This is a genomic window from Pseudomonas carassii, from assembly GCF_036324045.1.
GTDB classification, from domain to species: Bacteria; Pseudomonadota; Gammaproteobacteria; order Pseudomonadales; family Pseudomonadaceae; genus Aquipseudomonas; species Aquipseudomonas peradeniyensis.
Window position 1 is genome coordinate 1 of sequence record NZ_JAZDCT010000008.1, and the last position, 19984, is coordinate 19984.

The following is a 19984-nucleotide window of genomic DNA, read 5'->3' on the forward strand; positions in this document are numbered from 1 at the left end:
AAGATCAAGATCAAGATCAAGATCAAGATCAAGATCAAGATCAAGATCAAGATCAAGATCAAGATCAAGATCAAGATCAAGATCAAGATCAAGAGATGAGTGTTTTTTGACTGGAGGGCAGTGGTGTTTCGACTGTCAGACCCCTCGCCAATATATAGCAAGAGGCCTGAACAGCTTGATCATATACATTGCACCCACGGTTTACGCAGGTCTAAACACAATCACAAAACTTGCCGTAAAAACGCCTGCGCACGCACATCCTTCGGCGCAGCAAAGAATTCCTGCGGCGGCGAATCTTCCAGCAACTTCCCGTGGTCAAAGAACAACACCCGATCCGCCACTTCCCGGGCAAAGCCCATCTCGTGCGTCACGCAGACCATGGTCATGCCTTCCTGGGCCAGGGTCTTCATCACGTCCAGCACCTCACCGACCATTTCCGGATCAAGCGCCGAGGTCGGCTCGTCGAACAGCATCACCTTCGGGTCCATCGCCAGCGCCCGGGCAATGGCCACCCGCTGCTGCTGGCCACCGGAGAGCCGCGATGGATACTCGTTGGCCTTCTGCGCGATACCGACCTTTTCCAGCAACGCCCGGGCCTTGGCCTCGCGCTCGGCCTTGTTGCGCTTGCGTACCACCTTCTGCGCCAGGCACAGGTTCTCCAGCACGGTCATGTGCGGGAACAGGTTGAAGTGCTGGAACACCATGCCGACTTCACGGCGATAGGCGTTGATATCGGTTTTCGGGTCGTCCAGCTGCAAACCGCCGATGGACACATGCCCCTCGTCGAAATGCTCCAGGCCGTTCAGGCAGCGCAGGAAGGTCGACTTGCCCGAGCCCGAAGGCCCCAGCACCACCACCACCTCGCCCTTGGCGACCTGGGTGGTGACGTTGTCCACCGCGCGCACCACCTGGCCACGGGTGTCGAAGACTTTCAGCAGGTCACGGACTTCAATCACTTTGCGCAAGCCTCCGCTCGAGCCGGCTGGCGATGTGCGACAGCGGCAGGTTGATCAGCAGGTACAGGCCCGCCACGCAGAACCAGATCTCGAAGGTCGAGAACGAGGTGGTGATGGCCTCACGGCCGCTCTTGGTCAGCTCGGTGATGGCGATCACCGACACCAGCGAAGTGTCCTTGACCAGGCTGATGAACTGCCCAGCCAGCGGCGGCAGCACGCGTTTGAAGGCCTGGGGCAGGATCACGTGGCGCATCGACTGGGCACCGTTCAGGCCCAGGGAGCGCGCCGCCTCGTTCTGGCCCTTGGCGATCGACTGCACGCCGGCACGGACGATCTCGGCCACGTAGGCGCCGGTGAACAGCGCCAGCGCCGCCACTCCGGCGAACTCGCGGGACAAGTTGAGCACGGTGCCGATGAAGAAGTAGAAGATGAATATCTGCACCAGCAGCGGCGTGCCGCGCACCAGCTCGACGTAGACGGTCGACAGGTCACGCAGGGTCGGGTTGTTCGACAGCCGGCACAGCCCGGCGAACAGGCCGATCACCAGGCCCAGGGCGCCGGAAATCACCGAGATCCACAGCGTGGTCCACAGGCCCCAGGCCAAGGGGCCGGCGGCCCAGTGGCGGGTGACGCCGATGGCATCGCCCTCGGCGACATCGTCACCGCGGGCCAACAACATGCTGTCCTTGGCCACTTCGACGACCTGGGTGTCGCCGCTTTCGCCCTTCAGGGTGACCCGGGCGTTGTCGCCGGACACCACGATTTCCTCGACCGTGCCTGGATTGGCGGCACGCTGGGTTTCCTCGGCCTTGTAGGCGAAGTATTGCGGAACGCGGTTCCAGCGCCACTCGTAGGAAATCATCGAGGTGGCCAGGTACAGGCTGAACGCCAGGCCCACCAGGACCAGCGCGGTCAGCCCATGCCAGGGCCACTGTGCTTTCTTGTGTTTGATCACGTGGGGTACTTCCGTAAAAGCGAAACGCGCAGGGCTTGCCTGCGCGTCGAGGTCAGCGCCTGGGGTTTTGGCCCGGGCCTTATTCCATTTCCTTCAGCCATTCCTTGCTCTTGAACCACTTGTCGTGAATACGATCGTAGGTCCCGTCATGCTTGATCTGGTGCAGGAAGTTGTTGATGTAGTTGATGCTGTCGTAGTCGCCTTTCTTCAGGCCGAAGGCCAGAGGCTCGTAGGTGAAGGGCTCTTCCAGGAACACCAGCTTGCCGGCGCCGGCCTTCTCCACCGCCACCACGTTGTAGGGCGAATCGTAGACGAAGGCGTCGGCCTTGCCGTTGACCACGTCCATCACCCCTTCCTGCTCGTTGTCGTAGCCGTGGTACTTGGCCTTGCTGATCAGCTTCTTCGCGACCATCTCGCCGGTGGTGCCGAGCTTGGAGGTGAGGCGGTACTTCTCGTTGTTCAGGTCCTTGTACGACTTGATCTCGCCCGCCAGCTCCTTGCGGATCAGCAGGGTCTGGCCGACCACGATGAAGGGTTCGCTGAAGTTCAGGCGCAGGTTGCGTTCCTGGGTCAGGGTCATGCCGCTGCCGATGAAGTCGAACTTGTCGGTCATCAGGGCCGGGATGATGCCATCGTAGGCGGTGGAGACCATCTCCAGCTTGACGCCCATGGACTTGGCCATGGCCTTGAGGATGTCGACTTCGAAGCCGATGATCTCACCGCGCTTGTTGGTCATTTCGAACGGCATGTAGGTCGGGTCCATGCCAACGCGCAGGGTGCCACGCTTGACCGCGTCGTCGATGGCGCCGGCCTGGGCGGCGGTCACCGCGATCAGGGCGGTCGCACCTACCAGCAGTCGCGACAGGTATTTCTTAATCATCACCAAGTCCCCTAGCAAGAAGTACGCAGATTTTTCTTGTAAGCACGGTCCGACAGACCGATGCGCAATATCGGGACGGATGCTAACGCATGCGCGGCGCCGGACCTAGAGCCGGGGGGGACTTTGTTGGCCAAAATCGACCAGAAAGCATCGCGGGGCCAGCCCACTCCCACGCACCGTTGAGATGGCGTGGGAGCGGGCTGGCCCCGCGATTATCGGAGCAACGGACTCAAGCCAGGGCTGGCTGGGCCACGTTCTCCGGATGCAGCGGCAGCAGCGGCGAGTGCGGATCGTTGGCGATGGATGCCCGCCACACATCGATCCACGCCGTGTTGTGCCCGGCCCACACCTGCTCGTGCAGGCGCGACAGCGCCACCGGATCGCTGAGCAGCGCCAGGCGGGTGTTCAGGTCCAGGCCTTTCGGGCCGACTTCCAGTGCCTTGGCCACGCGCTCGACGCGCAGCGCCTCGATCGGGGCCGCCTGACCGTGACGCGCCGTGGCCATGGCACAGGCCAGGGCGTTCTGGCGCGGGTCGACCACGGCACGGACGAAACCGTCGTGCAAGGCGTGCCAGCGGTTCTCGTGGGTGTACTGGTCGGTCGCCAGCAACTCTTGCGGCGTTGCGTACTCCTCGGGGATGAGGAACAGCTTCTCGTCCTTGGCCGCCAGGCCCAGGCGCGTGCGGCTGGAGATCACCGACACCGGGATCGACAGCACCAGCGAGCCGACGATCGGCGCCAGCCACCACAGGAAGCTCGGGTTCAGCCAGGCCACCAGCCCAGCCCAGGCAATACCCAGCAGGGTCTGCGGACCATGGCGGCGCACCGCTTCGCTCCACGGCGTGGAGTCGTCATCACGCTGCGGCGAGTTCCAGGTTGCTGCCCAGCCGAGGAACGCGGCCAGCACGAAGCGAGTGTGGAAGATCATCCGCACCGGTGCCAGGAGCATGGAGAACAGCATCTCCATCAGCATCGACAGGGTGACCTTTATGCGCCCGCCGAACTCGGTGGCGCCCTTGGCCCAGATCAGGATGATGCTGAGCAGCTTGGGCAGGAACAGCAGCACGATGGTGGTGGAGAACAGCGCGATGGCCTTCTCCGGATGCCACTGCGGCCACAGCGGGTAGAGCTGGAACGGCTCGATGAAGTACTGCGGCTCCATCAGGGTGTTGGTCGCCAGCAACGCCGTCGACAGCACCAGGAACAGGAACCACAACGGCGCCGACAGGTACGACATCACCCCGGTGAGGAACACCGCGCGGTGCACCGGGTGCATGCCCTTGACCAGGAACAGGCGGAAGTTCATCAGGTTGCCGTGGCACCAGCGACGGTCGCGCTTGAGCTCGTCGAGCAGGTTCGGCGGCAGTTCTTCGTAGCTGCCCGGCAGGTCGTAGGCGATCCACACGCCCCAGCCGGCACGGCGCATCAGCGCGGCTTCGACGAAGTCGTGGGAGAGGATCGCACCGGCGAAGGCGCCCTTGCCCGGCAACGGCGCCAAGGCGCAGTGCTCGATGAACGGCTTCATGCGGATGATCGCGTTGTGGCCCCAGTAGTGCGACTCGCCCAGCTGCCAGAAGTGCAGGCCAGCGGTGAACAGCGGGCCATACACGCGGGTGGCGAACTGCTGCATGCGCGCATACAGGGTGTCCATGCCCGAGGCTTTCGGCCCGGTCTGGATGATGCCGGCGTCCGGGTTGGCCTCCATCAGGCGCACCAGGCTGCTCAGGCACTCGCCACTCATGACGCTGTCGGCGTCGAGCACGACCATGTACTTGTACTCGCCGCCCCAGCGACGGCAGAAGTCGTCGAGGTTGCCGCTCTTGCGCTTCACCCGGCGCCGGCGGCGACGGTAGAAGATGCGGCCGAAGCCCTTGGTTTCGCGGCACACGTCGAGCCAGGCCTGTTGTTCGGCGACGGCGATGTCGGTGTCGTTGGTGTCGCTGAGCACGAAGAAGTCGAAACGGTCGAGGTTGCCGCTGGCGGCCACCGATTCGAAGGTGGCGCGCAGGCCGGCGAACACCCGTGGCACGTCTTCGTTGCAGATCGGCATCACCAGCGCGGTGCGCGCCTCGGGCGCGATCGGCTCGTTGCCGGCGCTGCTGCCGGAAATCTTGTACTTGTCACGCCCGGTGAGCAGCTCGAGAAAGCCCATCAGGGCGGTCCAGAAGCCCGCCGACACCCAGCAGAACAGGATGCCGAACAGGACCAGGATGGAGGTCTGCAGCGCATACGGCCACACCTGCACCACCGTGTCCCACAACGGCTGGTTGAGGATCTCGTCGAAGTCGACGAACGACCAGCCCTGATACGGCAGGATGCCCTTCATGTACCAGCCGGCGACGAGGGTCTGGCCGATCATCAGGGTCAGCAGGATGTAACGGCGGATCGAACCGACCGTGCGCCAGCGCGCCGGCGGCAGCTCGCGCTTGGGCGGCTGCGGGGCGTTGGTGCGGCCGGTCATGCGCCGCCACATGCGGATCAGGATGTTGGTGCGCCACGGCTCGGGCACGACCTTGGTGCGCTTGATCGGCGGCGCGATCTTCAGGCACAGCCGCCCACCGGCATCGACGCCGAGCATCTCGGCGTCTTCCAGCTCGGCGGCGCTGCCGACGGTAAGACGGGCGCCCACCGAAACCTGAGCGGCCTCGGCGGTGCCGGCGGCCGGTTGGGCCGCCAGGTGTTGGTGCAGCTCGCTGAAGGAGGTGCAGCGGGCGAGTTCCGCACGCTGCTCGTCGCTCAGGGGAAGGTGGGCCAGGTACTCGCTCAGCGATTCCGGCCTTGCGCTTGAGTTACTCATCGGCAGGCAACTGATAGCTCCAGGTCTCGGTCAGCACTTTCTCGGTGGTGGCCGGGGTCCCGTTGGTGGATGCCGCATCGGCGGCGGGTTGCTCGGCAGCCTTCTCGGCCTTGGCTTTCTCGGCCTTGGTGTGAGCATGCTTGGCCGCGGCCTTGTCCTGCTTGGTCGGCTTGGGCTGCTCGACCGGAACGTCGCGCAGCAGCGCGGCACGCATCTCGGTGGATTTCTTCGGATCTTGCACCTTCAGGCGCAGGGTCAGGCGCCAGCCCTTGGTTTCCGGGTTGTAGCGCAGGTTGTTCTCGACCACCTCGGCGTTGTCGCCGACGCTGACCTGGCTGCGCACGGCGGTGTCGGCCGGCAGGGTGGCCAGGTTCGGGCCGATGAAGTCGACTAGGAAAGCCACGGTGCCATCGGTCTGGCGGATCAGGTTGGACTGCTTGACGTCGCCGGTGGAACGCAGGGTCTGCTTGACCCAGCCCAGTTCCTGCGAATGCAGCTGGTCTTCCTTGATGGTCCAGCGCAGCCGGTAGTCGTACTCGAACGGCTTGCCCACTTCAGGCAGCTTTTCCGGGCTCCAGAAGGCCACGATGTTGTCGTTGGTCTCGTCGGCGGTCGGGATCTCGACCAGGTCGACGGTGCCCTTGCCCCAGTCGCCCTTCGGCTCGATCCAGGCGCTCGGGCGCTTCTCGTATTCGTCGTCGAGGTCTTCGTAGTCGCTGAAGTCGCGCTGGCGCTGCAGCAGGCCGAAACCACGCGGGTTCTCCACGCTGAAGTTGCTCACGGCCAGGTGTTTCGGGTTGTTCAGCGGACGCCACAGCCACTCGCCGTTGCCGGCGTGGATCGCCAGGCCTTCGGAGTCGTGCAGGGCCGGACGGTAGTTCATGACCTTGGATGGCTGGTTGGGGCCGAACAGGTACATGCTGGTCAGCGGGGCGATGCCCAGGCGGCTGACGTTGTCACGCAGGTAGACCCGCGACTTGACGTCGACCAGGGTGTCCTCGCCCGGACGCAGGGTCAGCTTGTAGGCGCCGGTGGAGCGCGGCGAGTCGAGCAGCGCGTAGATCACCAGGTGCTTGTCGTTCGGCTTGGGCTTCTCGATCCAGAACTCGCGGAAGCGCGGGAATTCCTCGCCGGACGGCAACGCGGTGTCGATGGCCAGGCCACGGGCCGACAGGCCGTAGCGGTGGCCCTTGCCGACCACGCGGAAGTAGCTGGCGCCAAGCAGGGTCATGATCTCGTCCTGCTTGTCGGCCTTGTTGATCGGGTAGAGCACGCGGAAACCGGCGTAACCGAGGTTCTTGGTGGCTTCGGCGTCATGCGGCACGTCACCGAACTCGAAGCGGCTCGGGTCGTACTTGATTTCCTTGACCTTGTTGGCGGTGATCTCGTTGATGGTCACCGGCGTGTCGAAATGCATGCCCTGGTGGTAGAACGAGAGCTTGAACGGCGTCTTGTCCTTGGCCCACTCGGCCTTTTCCTGCAGGAAGCGGATCTTCTGGTAGTCGGCGTACTTCATGTCGCGGAACACCGGCGGCAGGTTGCTCTTCGGTGCCTCGAACTTCTGACCGGCCAGATCCTTTGCCTTGGCTGCAACGTCGTCCAGATTGAATGCCCACAGCTGGCCCGCGCTCAACAGGCCGACCAGCGCCACGCCGGCCAGCATGGCCTTGCGCAGCCGGGTACCGGGGATTCTAGGTGCAATACAGGGGCTTACAATCACGAGCAATCCTCGCCGAAAACAGATCATGAAACCAACGGCCAGCGACCAATGCCGGGTTGGCGAGCACTGTTCGGACCCCGTGAGGGCGTAATGATTCCCCAAACGGATCCTGACAATGCTCGAGTCAAAGTGAAACGAACCTGCGAACGCAGGTTCATGCAGCGCGCGATTATCCAGCAGGTCGCGTTACAACGCATCAGGCTGAACAAACTATTTATCGTACAAAACCCCTTGTTTTTCGACAAACAAAGGGTTTTTTGACCTCATATTTGTAACATAAATGTTACCGGGCCATCATTGACCAGATGCACCTGCATGTCTGCACCGAAGCGACCACTGGCCACAACCGGGTGCTGACCCTGTGCCTGGCGCAGCAGATAGTCGAACAACTCGGCGCCGAGGGCCGGTGGTGCCGCCGTGGAAAAGCTCGGGCGCATGCCGTTACGGGTGTCGGCGGCCAGGGTGAACTGCGACACCAGCAGCAGGCCGCCGCCGACATCCTTGAGCGAGCGGTTCATCTTGCCCTGCTCGTCGCTGAACACCCGGTAGTTCAGCAGCTTGTGCAACAACTTGTCGGCATGCTCGGGCGAATCTTCAGGCTCGACCGCCACCAGCGCCAGCAACCCCTGGTCGATGGCACCGACAATCTCCCCTGCTACTTCCACTCGCGCGCCGCGCACGCGCTGGATCAGCCCCTTCATGCTTCTTCCAGGGGCAGGTCGAGCAGGCGTCGGGCCATCTGGTCGGCGGCGCGCACCAGGGCGTCGGTGATACCGGGCTCGGAGGCGGCGTGGCCGGCGTCGCGGATCACCTTCAGCTCGCTGTTCGGCCAGGCCTGGTGCAGCTCCCAGGCGTTGTCCAGCGGGCAGATCACGTCATAGCGACCATGCACGATCACCGCGGGCAGGTGAGCGATCTTCGGCATGTCGCGGATCAGCTGATCCTGTTCGAGGAAAGCGTTGTTGGTGAAGTAGTGGCATTCGATGCGGGCGATCGACAAGGCTCGCTGCGGCTCGGAGAAGCGGTCGACCACCAGCGGGTTCGGACGCAGGGTCGCGGTGCGGCCCTCCCAGGTGGACCAGGCCTTGGCGGCGTGCATCTGGGCGATCTGGTCGTTGCCGGTCAGGCGCTTGTGGAAGGCCTTGACCAGGTCACCGCGCTCTTCCGGCGGGATCGGCGCGATGTAGTCCTGCCAATAGTCGGGGAACAGGCGGCTGGCGCCTTCCTGGTAGAACCAGTGGATCTCCTGCGGGCGGCACAGGAAGATGCCGCGCAGGATCAGGCCATGCACGCGCTCGGGGTGTTTCTGGGCGTAGGCCAGGGCCAGGGTTGAGCCCCAGGAACCGCCGAACAGCACCCATTTGTCGATGCCGAGGTGCTCGCGGATGCGCTCCAGGTCCTCGACCAGGTGCCAGGTGGTGTTGTTCTCCAGGCTCGCGTGGGGCGTGGAGCGACCGCAGCCGCGCTGGTCGAAAGTGACGATACGGTACAGGTTGGGGTCGAAGTAGCAACGGCTCTGGGCATCGCAGCCCGCGCCCGGGCCACCGTGGATGAACACCACAGGCAGACCTTCCGGCGAGCCGCTCTCATCGACATACAGCACATGCGGCGCTTCCACGGCCAGATCGTGCCGGGCGTAGGGTTTGATCTGCGGGTAGAGGGTCTGCATCGCGCACTCCGTGTGAGGATATTGTCTGCCGCCTGGCATCATAAACCTGAATTGCGCTTTGAGCATGCTCTCGTGCGGGGTCCGATGCATACCGACGGGGCTGACAGCCAGATCATGTTATGTGCTGGGCCGGTGAATCAGTCCATACCATCCGGGCCTCCCTTACATCGAGGCCCCATCATGAGCGTCAACAACAACGGCGTCGCTGGCGCGCCAGCGACGGACGAACCCATAGGCTCACTGTCGAAACGGCTGATCGCCGGCAAGATGCCTGACTGGCTGAAGCACGTCGCAAAGCCGGTCCATGTCCACATGCGCAATGCCCTGAGCCAACCAAACGCCTGGTTCGACAGGGCTTGCCTGGCCCATCCGGACATAGCCCGGCAACTGGTGCAGGAGTACGGCACTCATCGACAGACCCAGGATGAGGTGGCCAGGCTGCTCAAGCAGCTACCCGATCTACGGCAGTTCGCCACGCAGCAGCTGACCCAGGCGATCAAGCAGCGCTTTGACCTGGTGCTGGACGTGAACAGCACCTATCTGTTCAACGCCCGCCGGGCCGAGGCTTATCGGGACGCCTCTTACGGCGACCCGATCGTTCAGGTAGCGCGGTCGTTCAGACGAGCCACCCAGTCCTTGCTGCACAGCGCCTTGCAGAACTTCGAGGCCGAACATGCGCTGCCCGGTGGGCTGGATACCGCCAGGCTCAGCTCACGGGTGCTCGACAGCAATGCGTTCGTGGGCGTGGTGCCCAGCGGCAACCGGGTCGAGATCTCGCCGACCGAATTCGCGGCATTATCCCGCGAGCTGGATATCGGTGGTCAGTACCAGACACTGATCGAAAAGGCCTGCCAGGCGGATCCGCAGGCGGCCAAAGTATTCGGCGACGCGGAACTGAGCACCCTGCGCCTGGAGCTGCACAGGGCTTATCTGGGCGAAAGGCTCGAACAGCCCCTGTATACGGCCTTGCTCAAGCTGGTCGAACACGGCGAGGCCGAGTACGAAGGCCGTCCGCTGGGCGCGACCTTCCTGCAGCTGTTCGGCAGCTCGGTAACCGGTGCCTTGATCTTCGGCGTCAAAACCGGCCCCAGCCTGCCGTCCCGCTACCCTGCGTTTCATCTGCCCTTCCAGCATTGGCTGGTCACGTACCTGCCCGGCGCGCGAATTCCTCTGAAGCACCACAGCACCGCCGAGGCGCTGCAGTCCTACCTGCGCGACCAGTTGGGAGGCATGACCCGCAGGCAACTGCTCGACAGCGTGCCGGCACGCGACAGCAGTGCCTTCTTCACCCAGTTGCTGGACTGCCTGCAACCGGTGGACTGGAGTACCTCCAAGGTCATTCCGGGCCAGTACGGCGGAACGGTAAACCGTGTGCGCGATCCGAACGCCCGAGTGACGGTGGCACAGCAGCCCTTCGGGCAAGGACTGCGCGAGGCGCTGGTCGAGCAGAAACGTCAAAGGCTCAGGGACGATGCCCTGTTCCACGCGGCCCCCACCGCGACGGAAGACCGGATAACAGCGCAGAAACAGCTGGCGTACTACACCGGCCTGGCCTTCGACGCCCTGGCTCTGGGCGTTTTCTTCGTACCGGCCCTGGGCCCGGTGATGCTGGGGCTGACCGCGGTGCAACTGGGGCACGAGGTGTACGAAGGGTTTGCCAGCTGGGCGCGGGGCGACAGGCAGCAAGCCCTGGCCTACATGGTGGACGTGGTTGAGAACGTTGCCCAGTTGGCGGCACTGGGAGTCTGGGAGGCGAGCAGCGGAAAACCTGCCATCGAGAAAATCACCGTCGAGACGCCTTCATTTGTCGAAGAACTGGAGCCCGTGCGCAGGCCTGACGGCGAGGTCCGCCTCTGGTCCCCGGACCTGAAGCCGTTTGCCCACGACATCGTGCTGCCGGCAGGTTTGAAGGCGGATGAGTTCGGCTTATACCACCACGCAGGCAAGACCTGGTTGGCGCTGGAAGACTGCCTGTTTTCAGTCAGACCCATTACAGCGCCCCACGACTACGCCCTCGTACACCCGCAAAGCCCCCAAGGTTATCAACCTCGATTGCGCCACAATGGCGCAGGTGCATGGCTGCATGGCCTGGACCGACCACAGGCATGGCCACTGAACCAGTTGGCCAACCGGGCAGGCCAGCTGGCTGCGGAGTTCGACAAAGCCACCTTAGCCCAGATACTCGAAGTCAGCGCCACCGATGAGTCCGTGTTGCGCCGGGTCGTCAGCCGGAACCTGCGCCTGCCAGCGTTGCTGGAAGACACGCTGTCTCGTTTCAAGCTGGCTCGGGATCTACGCACATCGGTGACTGAACCCCACATGCTGCGCAAGACGTTCCAGAAGCGTTACGACCTTTTGTACACCAAGCCCACCGCTCGCGGCGCTATCCTGCGGCAACGTTATCCACAGCTGCCGCTTCCCGTCATCGACGAACTGTTGCGCAATAGCGCCCAGGCAGAGCTGCAGGGCCTGGATATAGGCAGGATCTCCGCCCACCTTGCCGGGGAGGCTCGCATCTATCAGCAGCAGGTTCGCCTGGCTCGCGCCTATGAAGGGCTGTATCTGGACGCGGCGCGCAACTGGGACACTGACTGCTTGATCCTGCATACGCTCGAACAGCTTCCCGGCTGGTCCGCAGATATGGTCATCGAGCTGGAGCAACCTCTGCACTGGCCCGTCGAGCGCACACGAATCGGAGCACCAAACGCTGAACCGAACACAACCATCCACAGCATGCCCCATGGCTACATCGTGGGCGGAAACACCTCGGCACAGGCGTCGGAACAGGTCTACGACTCTCTCTACAGCGCGCTGATGAAAGCGATTCCAGCCTCGACAAGCGCCGCATTGGGCGGTTCGGGCGTGAATGACTCGCTGGCGCTCAAACGCCTGCTCCGCTCGGCACCTAGGCTGTCGCGCGCGGCCCTGAGGACGGTATTGCGCATGCAGGATGTGCGCAAAGGCTTCCACTCTCCGATGCGCCTGGCCGATGGCCGCCTGGGATACCCATTGGGCGGCACTGGTGGCACTGGGGGCGGTTTCACACGTCACACCCTGCTACGCATGATCAGGGAAACCGGCCTGCCGGTGCACACGACACGTACAGCCGACCAGATACTGGCCGACCTGGAAGGCAGTGGATTGAGCCGAAGCGAAATAAACATACGCCTGCAGGCCTTGCTTGAGCAGTACACAACCTTGCGTCGCACGCTGGCCGAATGGCGACAAACGACACTATCCACAGCCGGGCACGACACTGACGCGATCGACACCTTGCACGAGCGACTCCTCCAGCACTGGTACGACAACGCCCTGCCTGTGACGCCCCACGAGACGACACCACTTCGCCTGGAGCAAGTCGCGCTGGACACCTTCCCAACCGATCTACCCACCTACTTCAGCGAAAATATCAGCCATCTTCAGCTCATCGACCCGTCTCACGGCAGCGCCTCGAGCCTCGGGCGCCGCGAGCGCCTGCTCACCAGCCTGCTCCAGCAATTCCCCGGCTTGCGGTCGCTGGAAGTCACTCGGCCGTATGTCGACAACGCTCCCGCATCCACTTTCCTTTACGACCTCGGCTCGATCACTCGTCGCTTACCGGAGCTCGAGTTCCTCAGCATCACCAACCTGAACATGGCATTGTCGAGCAGGGAAATCGAAAGCCTGCGAACGTTGCCACGCTTGCGCCGGCTCACCCTGGATGGCAATCGGCTTCTCACCCACGGTTACCAGGCTTTCGAAGGCCTGACCCTCGACTACCTGGGCCTCGAGCGCATGGAGCTCGACCATTGGCCCCAAGGCCTCAGGCCGCGTCCCCTGACCCGCATCAGGGAAGTCTCGTTACGCGACAACCGTATCCGCTCACTGCCGAGCTTTCTCATGAGCGACGAACCGGACCTTGCCACTCACTCGGTCATTGCCCTGGAAGGCAATCCCATCATCGAGGATCAACTGCTGCGCATACTGCTCAATCAACAGGGTCAGGCCGGCAGGATCCATGCTGACATTTCATCGTCCCTGAATACCCGGCTGCGCCACTACACCCAGCAGCGCGAAGCACTGCGCGACGCCCTCGACAGCTGGGCCAACGCCTCAAGCTCGACGGCGCCGCTGAGCCAGGCTGCCATGGCCATGCGCAACCGGATCGGGATCAACATCAACACGTTCTGGCGCAACCAGGAACTGGGCATGCGCCAGACCACGCTGCGCCTGGAGAACATTGCCCTGGAGCATTTTCCGCCGAGTCTGCCGCCTTTCTTCCACCAACGCGTACGCAGCCTGTCGCTGGCCAGGATCAGCAGCACGAGCGCTCAACTGGATGACTTTCTGAGGCGCTTCCCCTTGGTGGAAAACCTCAGCCTCGTCGAACACACCCAGCCAAGCCAGACGCTGCCGACGGCACTGCGGCGGCTTCCCAGGCTCACCTACCTGTCCCTGCGCGACATGGGCCTGGTAATCGATGACAGCGTGCTTGCCACGTTCGGCACACTGAGCAATCTCAGCACACTGGAGTTGGCCGGCAACCGCCTGGGCACTATCACCGAGGTGCCAGAGACCTTGCGCAACCTGAGCCGGCTCGAACTGAACAACATGGCCATCGAGCAGTGGCCCACCTGGCTGGACAGCCTGCTGCCGCTGGAACTGCTCGACCTGAGCGAGAACCGCTTGACCGAACTACCCGAGCACATCTTCAGCAACCTCGATCATGACTTCCCCGTGTCGTCCATTGCCCTGTTCGACAATCCACTGACCCGCAGCACCATGTTCCGCGCGCGCACGTCCTCCGATACCCAGCGCAACTTCACCTTCGCCATGAGCCTGCCCGATGACTTGCTGACCGCGACGTCTTCGGATGAAGAACTGGCGGGGGGGCATCTGCATAATCCAATCCTTCCCCTTGCCGATGACCAGCCACGCCTGGAGGCCTGGCTGCAAGGCGCACAGCTGGAAAACGAAGCGCTGCGCGATGCCTGGCAGCAACTGGAACAGGTGGGCGATGCGGGCAACCTGCTGTCGCTGGTCGGGCGCCTGCAGCAGTCAGCCCCGTTTCGTAATGGCGCCACCCGCCCGTCCTTCTGCCAGCGCGTGCGCATGGTCCTGATCAAGGCACTGGTCAGGCCACAAGAACGCGCGCTGTTCAATGCCATCGCACAGGAGGCACTGGTACAGCCGGACACCGGCAGCCAGACCTGTCACGACGGGGCACTGCTGGTGTTCCAGAACATCGAGCTGTTGATCGACAGTCGTAGCCTGCTGACATCAGCGGGTGACACGGAACACACGCTTTACCAGGAGCTCACGCGCCTCTATCGATTGTACCGACTGGATGAGATCGCCCGCGAAAAAGCCAAGGGCCGGGACGAGGCGGAGGTCCGCCTGGCCTATCGCCGCGGGCTGAACCAGGAGCTGAAACTGGGCGTACCCGACGACAACATGCTCTACGAAGCCTTTGCCGATGTCAGCCGCAGCGAGCTGACAGCGGCAATGGACCAGGTGCACCGGGATGAGCAGGGTGAGTCGTTCCTGAGGTATGCCGCGAGCAATGAGGAATGGTGCCGATACCTGCGCCAGACCTACGCAGCACGCTTCGACGCCATCGAGCAGCAGTACAGGGCGCAGGTCAGCGCCCTGGACGAGTCCCCGCAAAGCCTCGATGAACTGGCGCCCGAGTACGAGGCGCTGGAAAACGACAAGCAGGCACGGGAACGGCACCTGATCCGTGAACTGACCACGCTGGCCAACCCGGATCGCAGTTGACGACTAGCGCCCGTATCGCTCCCTGCCCCATGCGAGGACCGTCTCCAGCAACCGCCCCAGGACCACCTGGGTCGGTTGTGCCAGATCCTCGCGATAGGCGAACGGCTCGACTTCATTCATGTACGTGCTCTGCGCCAGCTCCAGTTGCACGGCATGGATCTGCCGGGAAGGGTCACCGTAGTGGCGGGTGATGTGTCCGCCCTTGAAGCGGCCGTTGAGCACATGGCTGTACTGCGGGAATTCGGCGCACACGCCCTGCAGCCGCTCGGCCAGCTCGGGATCGCAACTGGCACCGTTGAAGGTGCCGAGGTTGAAGTCCGGCAGCTTGCCGTCGAACAGGTGCGGGATCAGCGAACGGATCGAGTGGGCGTCCCACAGCAGCGCATAGCCGAACTCGGTACGCAGGCGCTCCAGTTCGCGACGAATCGTGTCGTGGTACGGGCGCCAGATCCCTTCCAGGTACGTCGCCCGCTCATCGGCGCTCGGCACCTGCCCGTCCTTGAACAGCGGCTCGCCATCGAACAAGGTCGCCGGGTACAGGCCGGTGGTGGCGCCGGCGTACAGCGGCTTGTCGTCATCCGGGCGGTTCAGGTCGATGACGAAGCGCGAATACTCCGCCGCCACCACACTGGCGCCCAGGTCACGGGCGAAGTCGTACAGGCGCGGGATATGCCAGTCGGTGTCAGGCAGGCTGCGTGCCTGGTCGACCAGGCCGTCACGCACCCTTTCGGTCAGGCCCAGCCCGGCGTGGGGCATGCTGATCAGCAATGGCAACCGGCCTTGGTGAAAACTCAGTACCTTGTCCATATGACTCCTACAGCGTATCTGCTTGAGCTTCGTGGGAGCGGGCTTGCCCCGCGATGGATGGCACCGGCTTCGCCGGTATCGCGGGACAAGCCCGCTCCCACGAAGCTACCGTTCAGTTGGATATCTCATGCCCCAGGCGCACCACGCGCTTGGGCAGGTCGCCGCCGAGCCAGTAGCTGAGGTCGGCCGGGCGTTCGATCTGCCAGGCGATGAAGTCCGCCACCTTGCCCACTTCCAGCGAGCCGTGGCTGTCACCCAGCCCCAGCGCCGTGGCGGCATGCACGGTGACGCCGGCCAGCGCTTCTTCCGGGGTCATGCGGAAACAGGTGCAGCCCATGTTCAGCATCAGGCGCAGCGACAGCCCCGGCGATGTGCCGGGGTTAAGGTCGCTGGCCAGGGCGATCTTCACACCGTGTCGGCGCAGGGCGTCCATCGGCGGCAGCTGGGTCTCGCGCAGGAAGTAGAACGCCCCTGGCAACAGCACGGCGACGGTGCCGGCCTCGGCCATGGCGATGGCGTCTTCCTCGGTCATGAACTCCAGGTGGTCGGCCGACAGTGCCTGGTAGCGGGCCGCCAGGCTCGAGCCGTGCAGCGATGACAACTGCTCGGCGTGCAGCTTGACCGGCAGCCCCAGCTCGCGCGCCTTGATGAACAGGCGCTCGACCTGGGCCGGGGAGAAGGCCAGGTGCTCGCAGAAGGCATCCACCGCGTCCACCAGCCCCTCGGCGGCCAACGCCGGGAGCATCTGCTCGCAGATATGGTCGATGTAGTCGTCCGCCCTGCCCGCGTATTCCGGCGGCAGCGCGTGGGCCGCCAGGCAGGTGCTGCGCACGGTGACCGGCAGCTCCTCGCCCAGGCGCCGGGCGACGCGCAGCATCTTGCGTTCGTTATCAAGGTCCAGGCCGTAGCCAGACTTGATCTCGATCGTGGTCACGCCATCGCGCATCAGCGCCTGGACCCGCTGGCGGGCACTGGCCAGCAGCTCGTCCTCGCTGGCCGCGCGGGTGGCCCGCACGGTGCTGGCGATGCCACCGCCCTGGGCGGCGATCTCGGCATAGCTGACGCCCTGCAGGCGCTGCTCGAACTCGCCGCTGCGATTGCCGCCGAACACCGCGTGGGTGTGACAGTCGATCAGCCCGGGGGTGACCCAGGCGCCACCCAGGTCGACGACACGGTCGGCTTCGACCGGCGGCACGTCATCGCGTGGGCCGATCCATTCGATCAGGCCAGCGCTGGTGACGATAGCCGCGTCCTCGATGACCGCGTAGCGGCCGTCGGTCATGGTCGCGGCGTGGCAGTGCTGCCAGAGGGTTCTCATCAGGATCTCCTTTCTAATTCAGCGGTGCAGCTCGGCAGGCTCCCGGAGCGGCTCGCCACCACCCGCGCGCGGCTTGCACCACAGCAGGTAGGAGGCCACCAGGAACACCACCCAGATCACGCCGACGATCAACGCTGCCTGGGTGTCGGGGAAGTAGCCGAGCACACCGAAGATGAACACCATGAAGGCAATGGCCAGGGCCGGGCCATAGGGCCAGAACGGTACCGGGAACTTGAGCTGGGCGACCTCCTCGCGGCTCATGCTGCGGCGCATGGCGACCTGGGTGACCAGGATCATCAGCCACACCCACACGGTGGCGAAGGTGGCGATCGAAGCGATCAGCAGGAACACGTTTTCCGGGATCAGGTAGTTGAGCAGCACGCCGATCAGCAGCGCCGCGCCCATCACCACCACGGTCATCCACGGCACGCCGTGTTTCGACAGCTTGCCGAAGCCTCGCGGCGCCTGGCCGTGCTGGGCCAGGCCGTACATCATGCGCCCGGCGCCGAAGATGTCGCTGTTGATCGCCGAAATCGCTGCCGAGATCACCACGATATTGAGCACGGCCGCAGCCGAGCCGATGCCCAGGTTGCTGAAGATCTGCACGAACGGGCTGCCCTGGCTGCCGATCTGCGGCCATGGGTACAGGCACATCAGCACGAACAGGGTGAGCACGTAGAACAGCAGGATGCGCAGCGGCACAGCGTTGATCGCCTTGGGGATGACGCGCTGAGGGTCTTTCGCCTCACCGGCGGTGACACCGATGATCTCGATGCCGCCGAAGGCGAACATCACCACCGCGAACGAGGCGATCAGGCCACTGACACCATTGGGCATGAAGCCGCCGTGGTCGAACAGGTTGCTCACCCCGACCGCGTGCCCGGTGCCCACCTGGCTGAAGCCGAAGGCCATGATGCCCAGGCCGGCAAGGATCATCGCGACGATGGCGCCGACCTTGAGCAGCGACAGCCAGAACTCCATCTCGCCGAAGACCCGCACGTTGCACAGGTTCAGGCCGCCGATCAGGAAGACGATGCCCAGCACCCAGATCCAGCGGGCGACTTCGGGGAACCAGAAGCCCATGTAGATACCGAAGGCCGTCACGTCGGCGATGGCGACGATGACCATCTCGAAAGCGTAGGTCCAGCCAAGGATGAAACCGGCCATGGGGCCGAGGTAGGTGCTGGCGTAGTGGCCGAAGGAGCCGGCCACCGGGTTGTGCACGGCCATCTCGCCGAGGGCGCGCATGACCATAAACACGGCGGCGCCGCCGATCAGGTAGGCCAGCAGCACGGCCGGGCCGGCCATCTGGATGGCCGAGGCCGAACCGTAGAAAAGCCCGGTACCGATTGCCGAACCGAGCGCCATGAAACGGATATGCCGGGCCGATAGCCCGCGCTTGAGACCTTGAGCTTGTTGCATGTCACGTCCTTATTGTTGTTCTGGTCGTGAGAATGAGGGGGGCTGCTGCGCAGCCCATCGCGGCACAAGGCCGCTCCTACAGGGGAACGCGTTGCCTGTGTAGGAGCGGCCTTGCGCCGCGAAAGGGCCGCAAAGCGGCCCCCGACGGCATTACAGGCTAGGCAGGACCCCGGCCGGCAGCAGGCCGGTCAAGGTACCTTTGGCCAGCAGCTCGGACGCCACCTCGATATCCGGCGCGAAGAAGCGGTCGCGGTCATAGTGCGGCACGTCCTTGCGCAGGGCCTGGCGCGCCTGCTCCAGCTTGACCGAAGTCTTCAGACCCTTGCGCAGGTCCAGGCCCTGGCAGGCGCCCAGCCACTCGATGGCCAGCACGCCACGGGTGTTCTCGGCCATTTCCCACAGGCGCTTGCCGGCAGCCGGGGCCATCGACACGTGATCTTCCTGGTTGGCCGAGGTCGGCAGGCTGTCGACGCTGTGCGGGTGCGACAGCGCCTTGTTCTCGCTGGCCAGCGCGGCGGCAGTGACCTGGGCGATCATGAAGCCGGAGTTGACCCCGCCGTTTTCCACCAGGAACGGCGGCAGCTGGGACATGTGCTTGTCCATCATCAGCGAGATGCGACGCTCGCTCAGCGAGCCGATCTCGGCGATGGCCAGGGCAATGTTGTCGGCGGCCATGGCCACCGGCTCGGCGTGGAAGTTGCCACCGGAAATCACGTCACCTTCGGCGGCGAACACCAGCGGGTTGTCCGACACGGCGTTGGCTTCGATACCCAGTACTTCGGCGGCCTGGCGGATCTGGGTCAGGCAGGCGCCCATGACTTGCGGCTGGCAGCGCAGGGAGTACGGGTCCTGGACCTTGTCGCAGTTCTTGTGCGACAGCGACACTTCGCTGGAATCACCCAGCAGGTCGCGGAAGCAGGCGGCGGTGTCGATCTGGCCGCGCTGGCCACGCACTTCATGGATACGCGCATCGAACGGCGAACGCGAGCCCAGTGCCGCTTCCACGGTCAGGCCGCCACAGGCGATGGCCGCGGCGTACAGGTCTTCGGCCTGGAACAGGCCGCGCAGGGCGTAGGCGGTGGAAGCCTGGGTACCGTTGAGCAGGGCCAGGCCTTCTTTGGCGGCCAGGGTCAGCGGCTCGAGGCCGGCGACGGCCAGGGCTTCGGTGGCGGGCAGCCACTGGCCCTTGTAGCGGGCCTTGCCTTCGCCCAGCAGCACCAGCGACATGTGTGCCAGCGGTGCCAGGTCGCCGGAAGCGCCGACCGAGCCCTTGAGCGGGATGTGTGGATAGACTTCGGCGTTGACCAGGCCGATCAGCGCATCGATGACCTTGCGGCGGATGCCGGAGAAGCCACGGCTGAGGCTGTTGATCTTCAGCACCATGATCAGGCGCACCAGGCTATCGTCCAGCGGCGCGCCGATACCGGCGGCGTGGGACAGCACCAGCGAGCGCTGCAGGTTTTCCAGGTCGTGGCTGGCGATGCGGGTCGAGGCCAGCAGGCCGAAACCGGTGTTGATGCCGTAGGCGGTGCGGTCTTCGGCAATGATCTGCTCGACGCAGGCGACGCTGGCGTCGATGGCCGGCGCGGCGCTGGCGTCCAGTTGCAGGCGCACGGGGGCGGCGTGGATGGCGCGCAGCTGGGCCAGGGTCAGGGTGCCGGGCTTGAGGGTCAATTCGGTCACTTCGCTACTCCAATCGCATG

The 19984-nt window shown here is 64.2% G+C and carries 12 protein-coding genes; 1 reads left to right on the forward strand and 11 read right to left on the reverse strand.

Annotated features, from left to right (window positions below; genetic code table 11):
- Nucleotides 1-221: 221 nt before the first annotated feature.
- The 7 genes from V0R62_RS08105 to pip form a co-directional block, all read right to left on the reverse strand.
- Nucleotides 222-956: an amino acid ABC transporter ATP-binding protein gene (locus V0R62_RS08105; protein WP_186716283.1), complete on the reverse strand. Its 735-nt coding sequence runs from the start codon at nt 954-956 to the stop codon at nt 222-224.
- Nucleotides 949-1911, reverse strand: a complete 963-nt coding sequence (locus V0R62_RS08110) for an amino acid ABC transporter permease (protein ID WP_330103363.1) — start codon at nt 1909-1911, stop codon at nt 949-951. The genes V0R62_RS08105 and V0R62_RS08110 overlap by 8 nt, the downstream gene beginning before the upstream one ends.
- A gap of 79 nt (nt 1912-1990) precedes the next feature.
- On the reverse strand, nt 1991-2788 hold the full coding sequence (locus tag V0R62_RS08115) for a transporter substrate-binding domain-containing protein (RefSeq protein ID WP_186716282.1): 798 nt from the start codon (nt 2786-2788) through the stop codon (nt 1991-1993).
- Nucleotides 2789-3020: 232 nt separating this feature from the next.
- On the reverse strand, nt 3021-5588 hold the full coding sequence (mdoH, locus tag V0R62_RS08120) for a glucans biosynthesis glucosyltransferase MdoH (protein ID WP_330103364.1): 2568 nt from the start codon (nt 5586-5588) through the stop codon (nt 3021-3023).
- Entirely contained in the window at nt 5581-7251 is a 1671-nt protein-coding gene (locus tag V0R62_RS08125; RefSeq protein ID WP_408005640.1) for a glucan biosynthesis protein G, read from the reverse strand. Before V0R62_RS08125 ends, mdoH begins: the two co-directional genes overlap by 8 nt.
- Nucleotides 7252-7571: 320 nt before the next feature.
- A complete protein-coding gene (gene dtd / locus V0R62_RS08130; RefSeq protein ID WP_062362635.1) occupies nt 7572-8009 on the reverse strand; it encodes a D-aminoacyl-tRNA deacylase in 438 nt (145 codons plus the stop codon).
- Nucleotides 8006-8977, reverse strand: coding sequence for a prolyl aminopeptidase (gene pip / locus V0R62_RS08135; protein ID WP_050707271.1), 972 nt, complete (start codon nt 8975-8977; stop codon nt 8006-8008). The genes dtd and pip overlap by 4 nt, the downstream gene beginning before the upstream one ends.
- A gap of 180 nt (nt 8978-9157) precedes the next feature.
- Between pip and V0R62_RS08140 the strand changes: the two genes are divergently transcribed.
- Entirely contained in the window at nt 9158-14734 is a 5577-nt protein-coding gene (locus V0R62_RS08140; RefSeq protein WP_330103366.1) for an NEL-type E3 ubiquitin ligase domain-containing protein, read from the forward strand.
- Between the two features lie 3 nt (nt 14735-14737).
- Here the strand turns inward: V0R62_RS08140 and hutG are convergent, their stop codons facing one another.
- The 4 genes from hutG to hutH form a co-directional block, all read right to left on the reverse strand.
- On the reverse strand, nt 14738-15541 hold the full coding sequence (gene hutG / locus V0R62_RS08145) for an N-formylglutamate deformylase (protein WP_330103367.1): 804 nt from the start codon (nt 15539-15541) through the stop codon (nt 14738-14740).
- A 112-nt stretch (nt 15542-15653) separates the two neighbouring features.
- The gene (gene hutI, locus V0R62_RS08150; RefSeq protein WP_330103368.1) at nt 15654-16859 is read right to left on the reverse strand and encodes an imidazolonepropionase; all 1206 of its coding nucleotides are present in this window, start codon (nt 16857-16859) and stop codon (nt 15654-15656) included.
- Between the two features lie 18 nt (nt 16860-16877).
- On the reverse strand, nt 16878-18281 hold the full coding sequence (locus V0R62_RS08155; protein WP_050707275.1) for an amino acid permease: 1404 nt from the start codon (nt 18279-18281) through the stop codon (nt 16878-16880).
- A 150-nt stretch (nt 18282-18431) separates the two neighbouring features.
- The gene (gene hutH, locus V0R62_RS08160) at nt 18432-19964 is read right to left on the reverse strand and encodes a histidine ammonia-lyase (protein WP_330103369.1); all 1533 of its coding nucleotides are present in this window, start codon (nt 19962-19964) and stop codon (nt 18432-18434) included.
- Between the last annotated feature and the right edge of the window lie 20 nt (nt 19965-19984).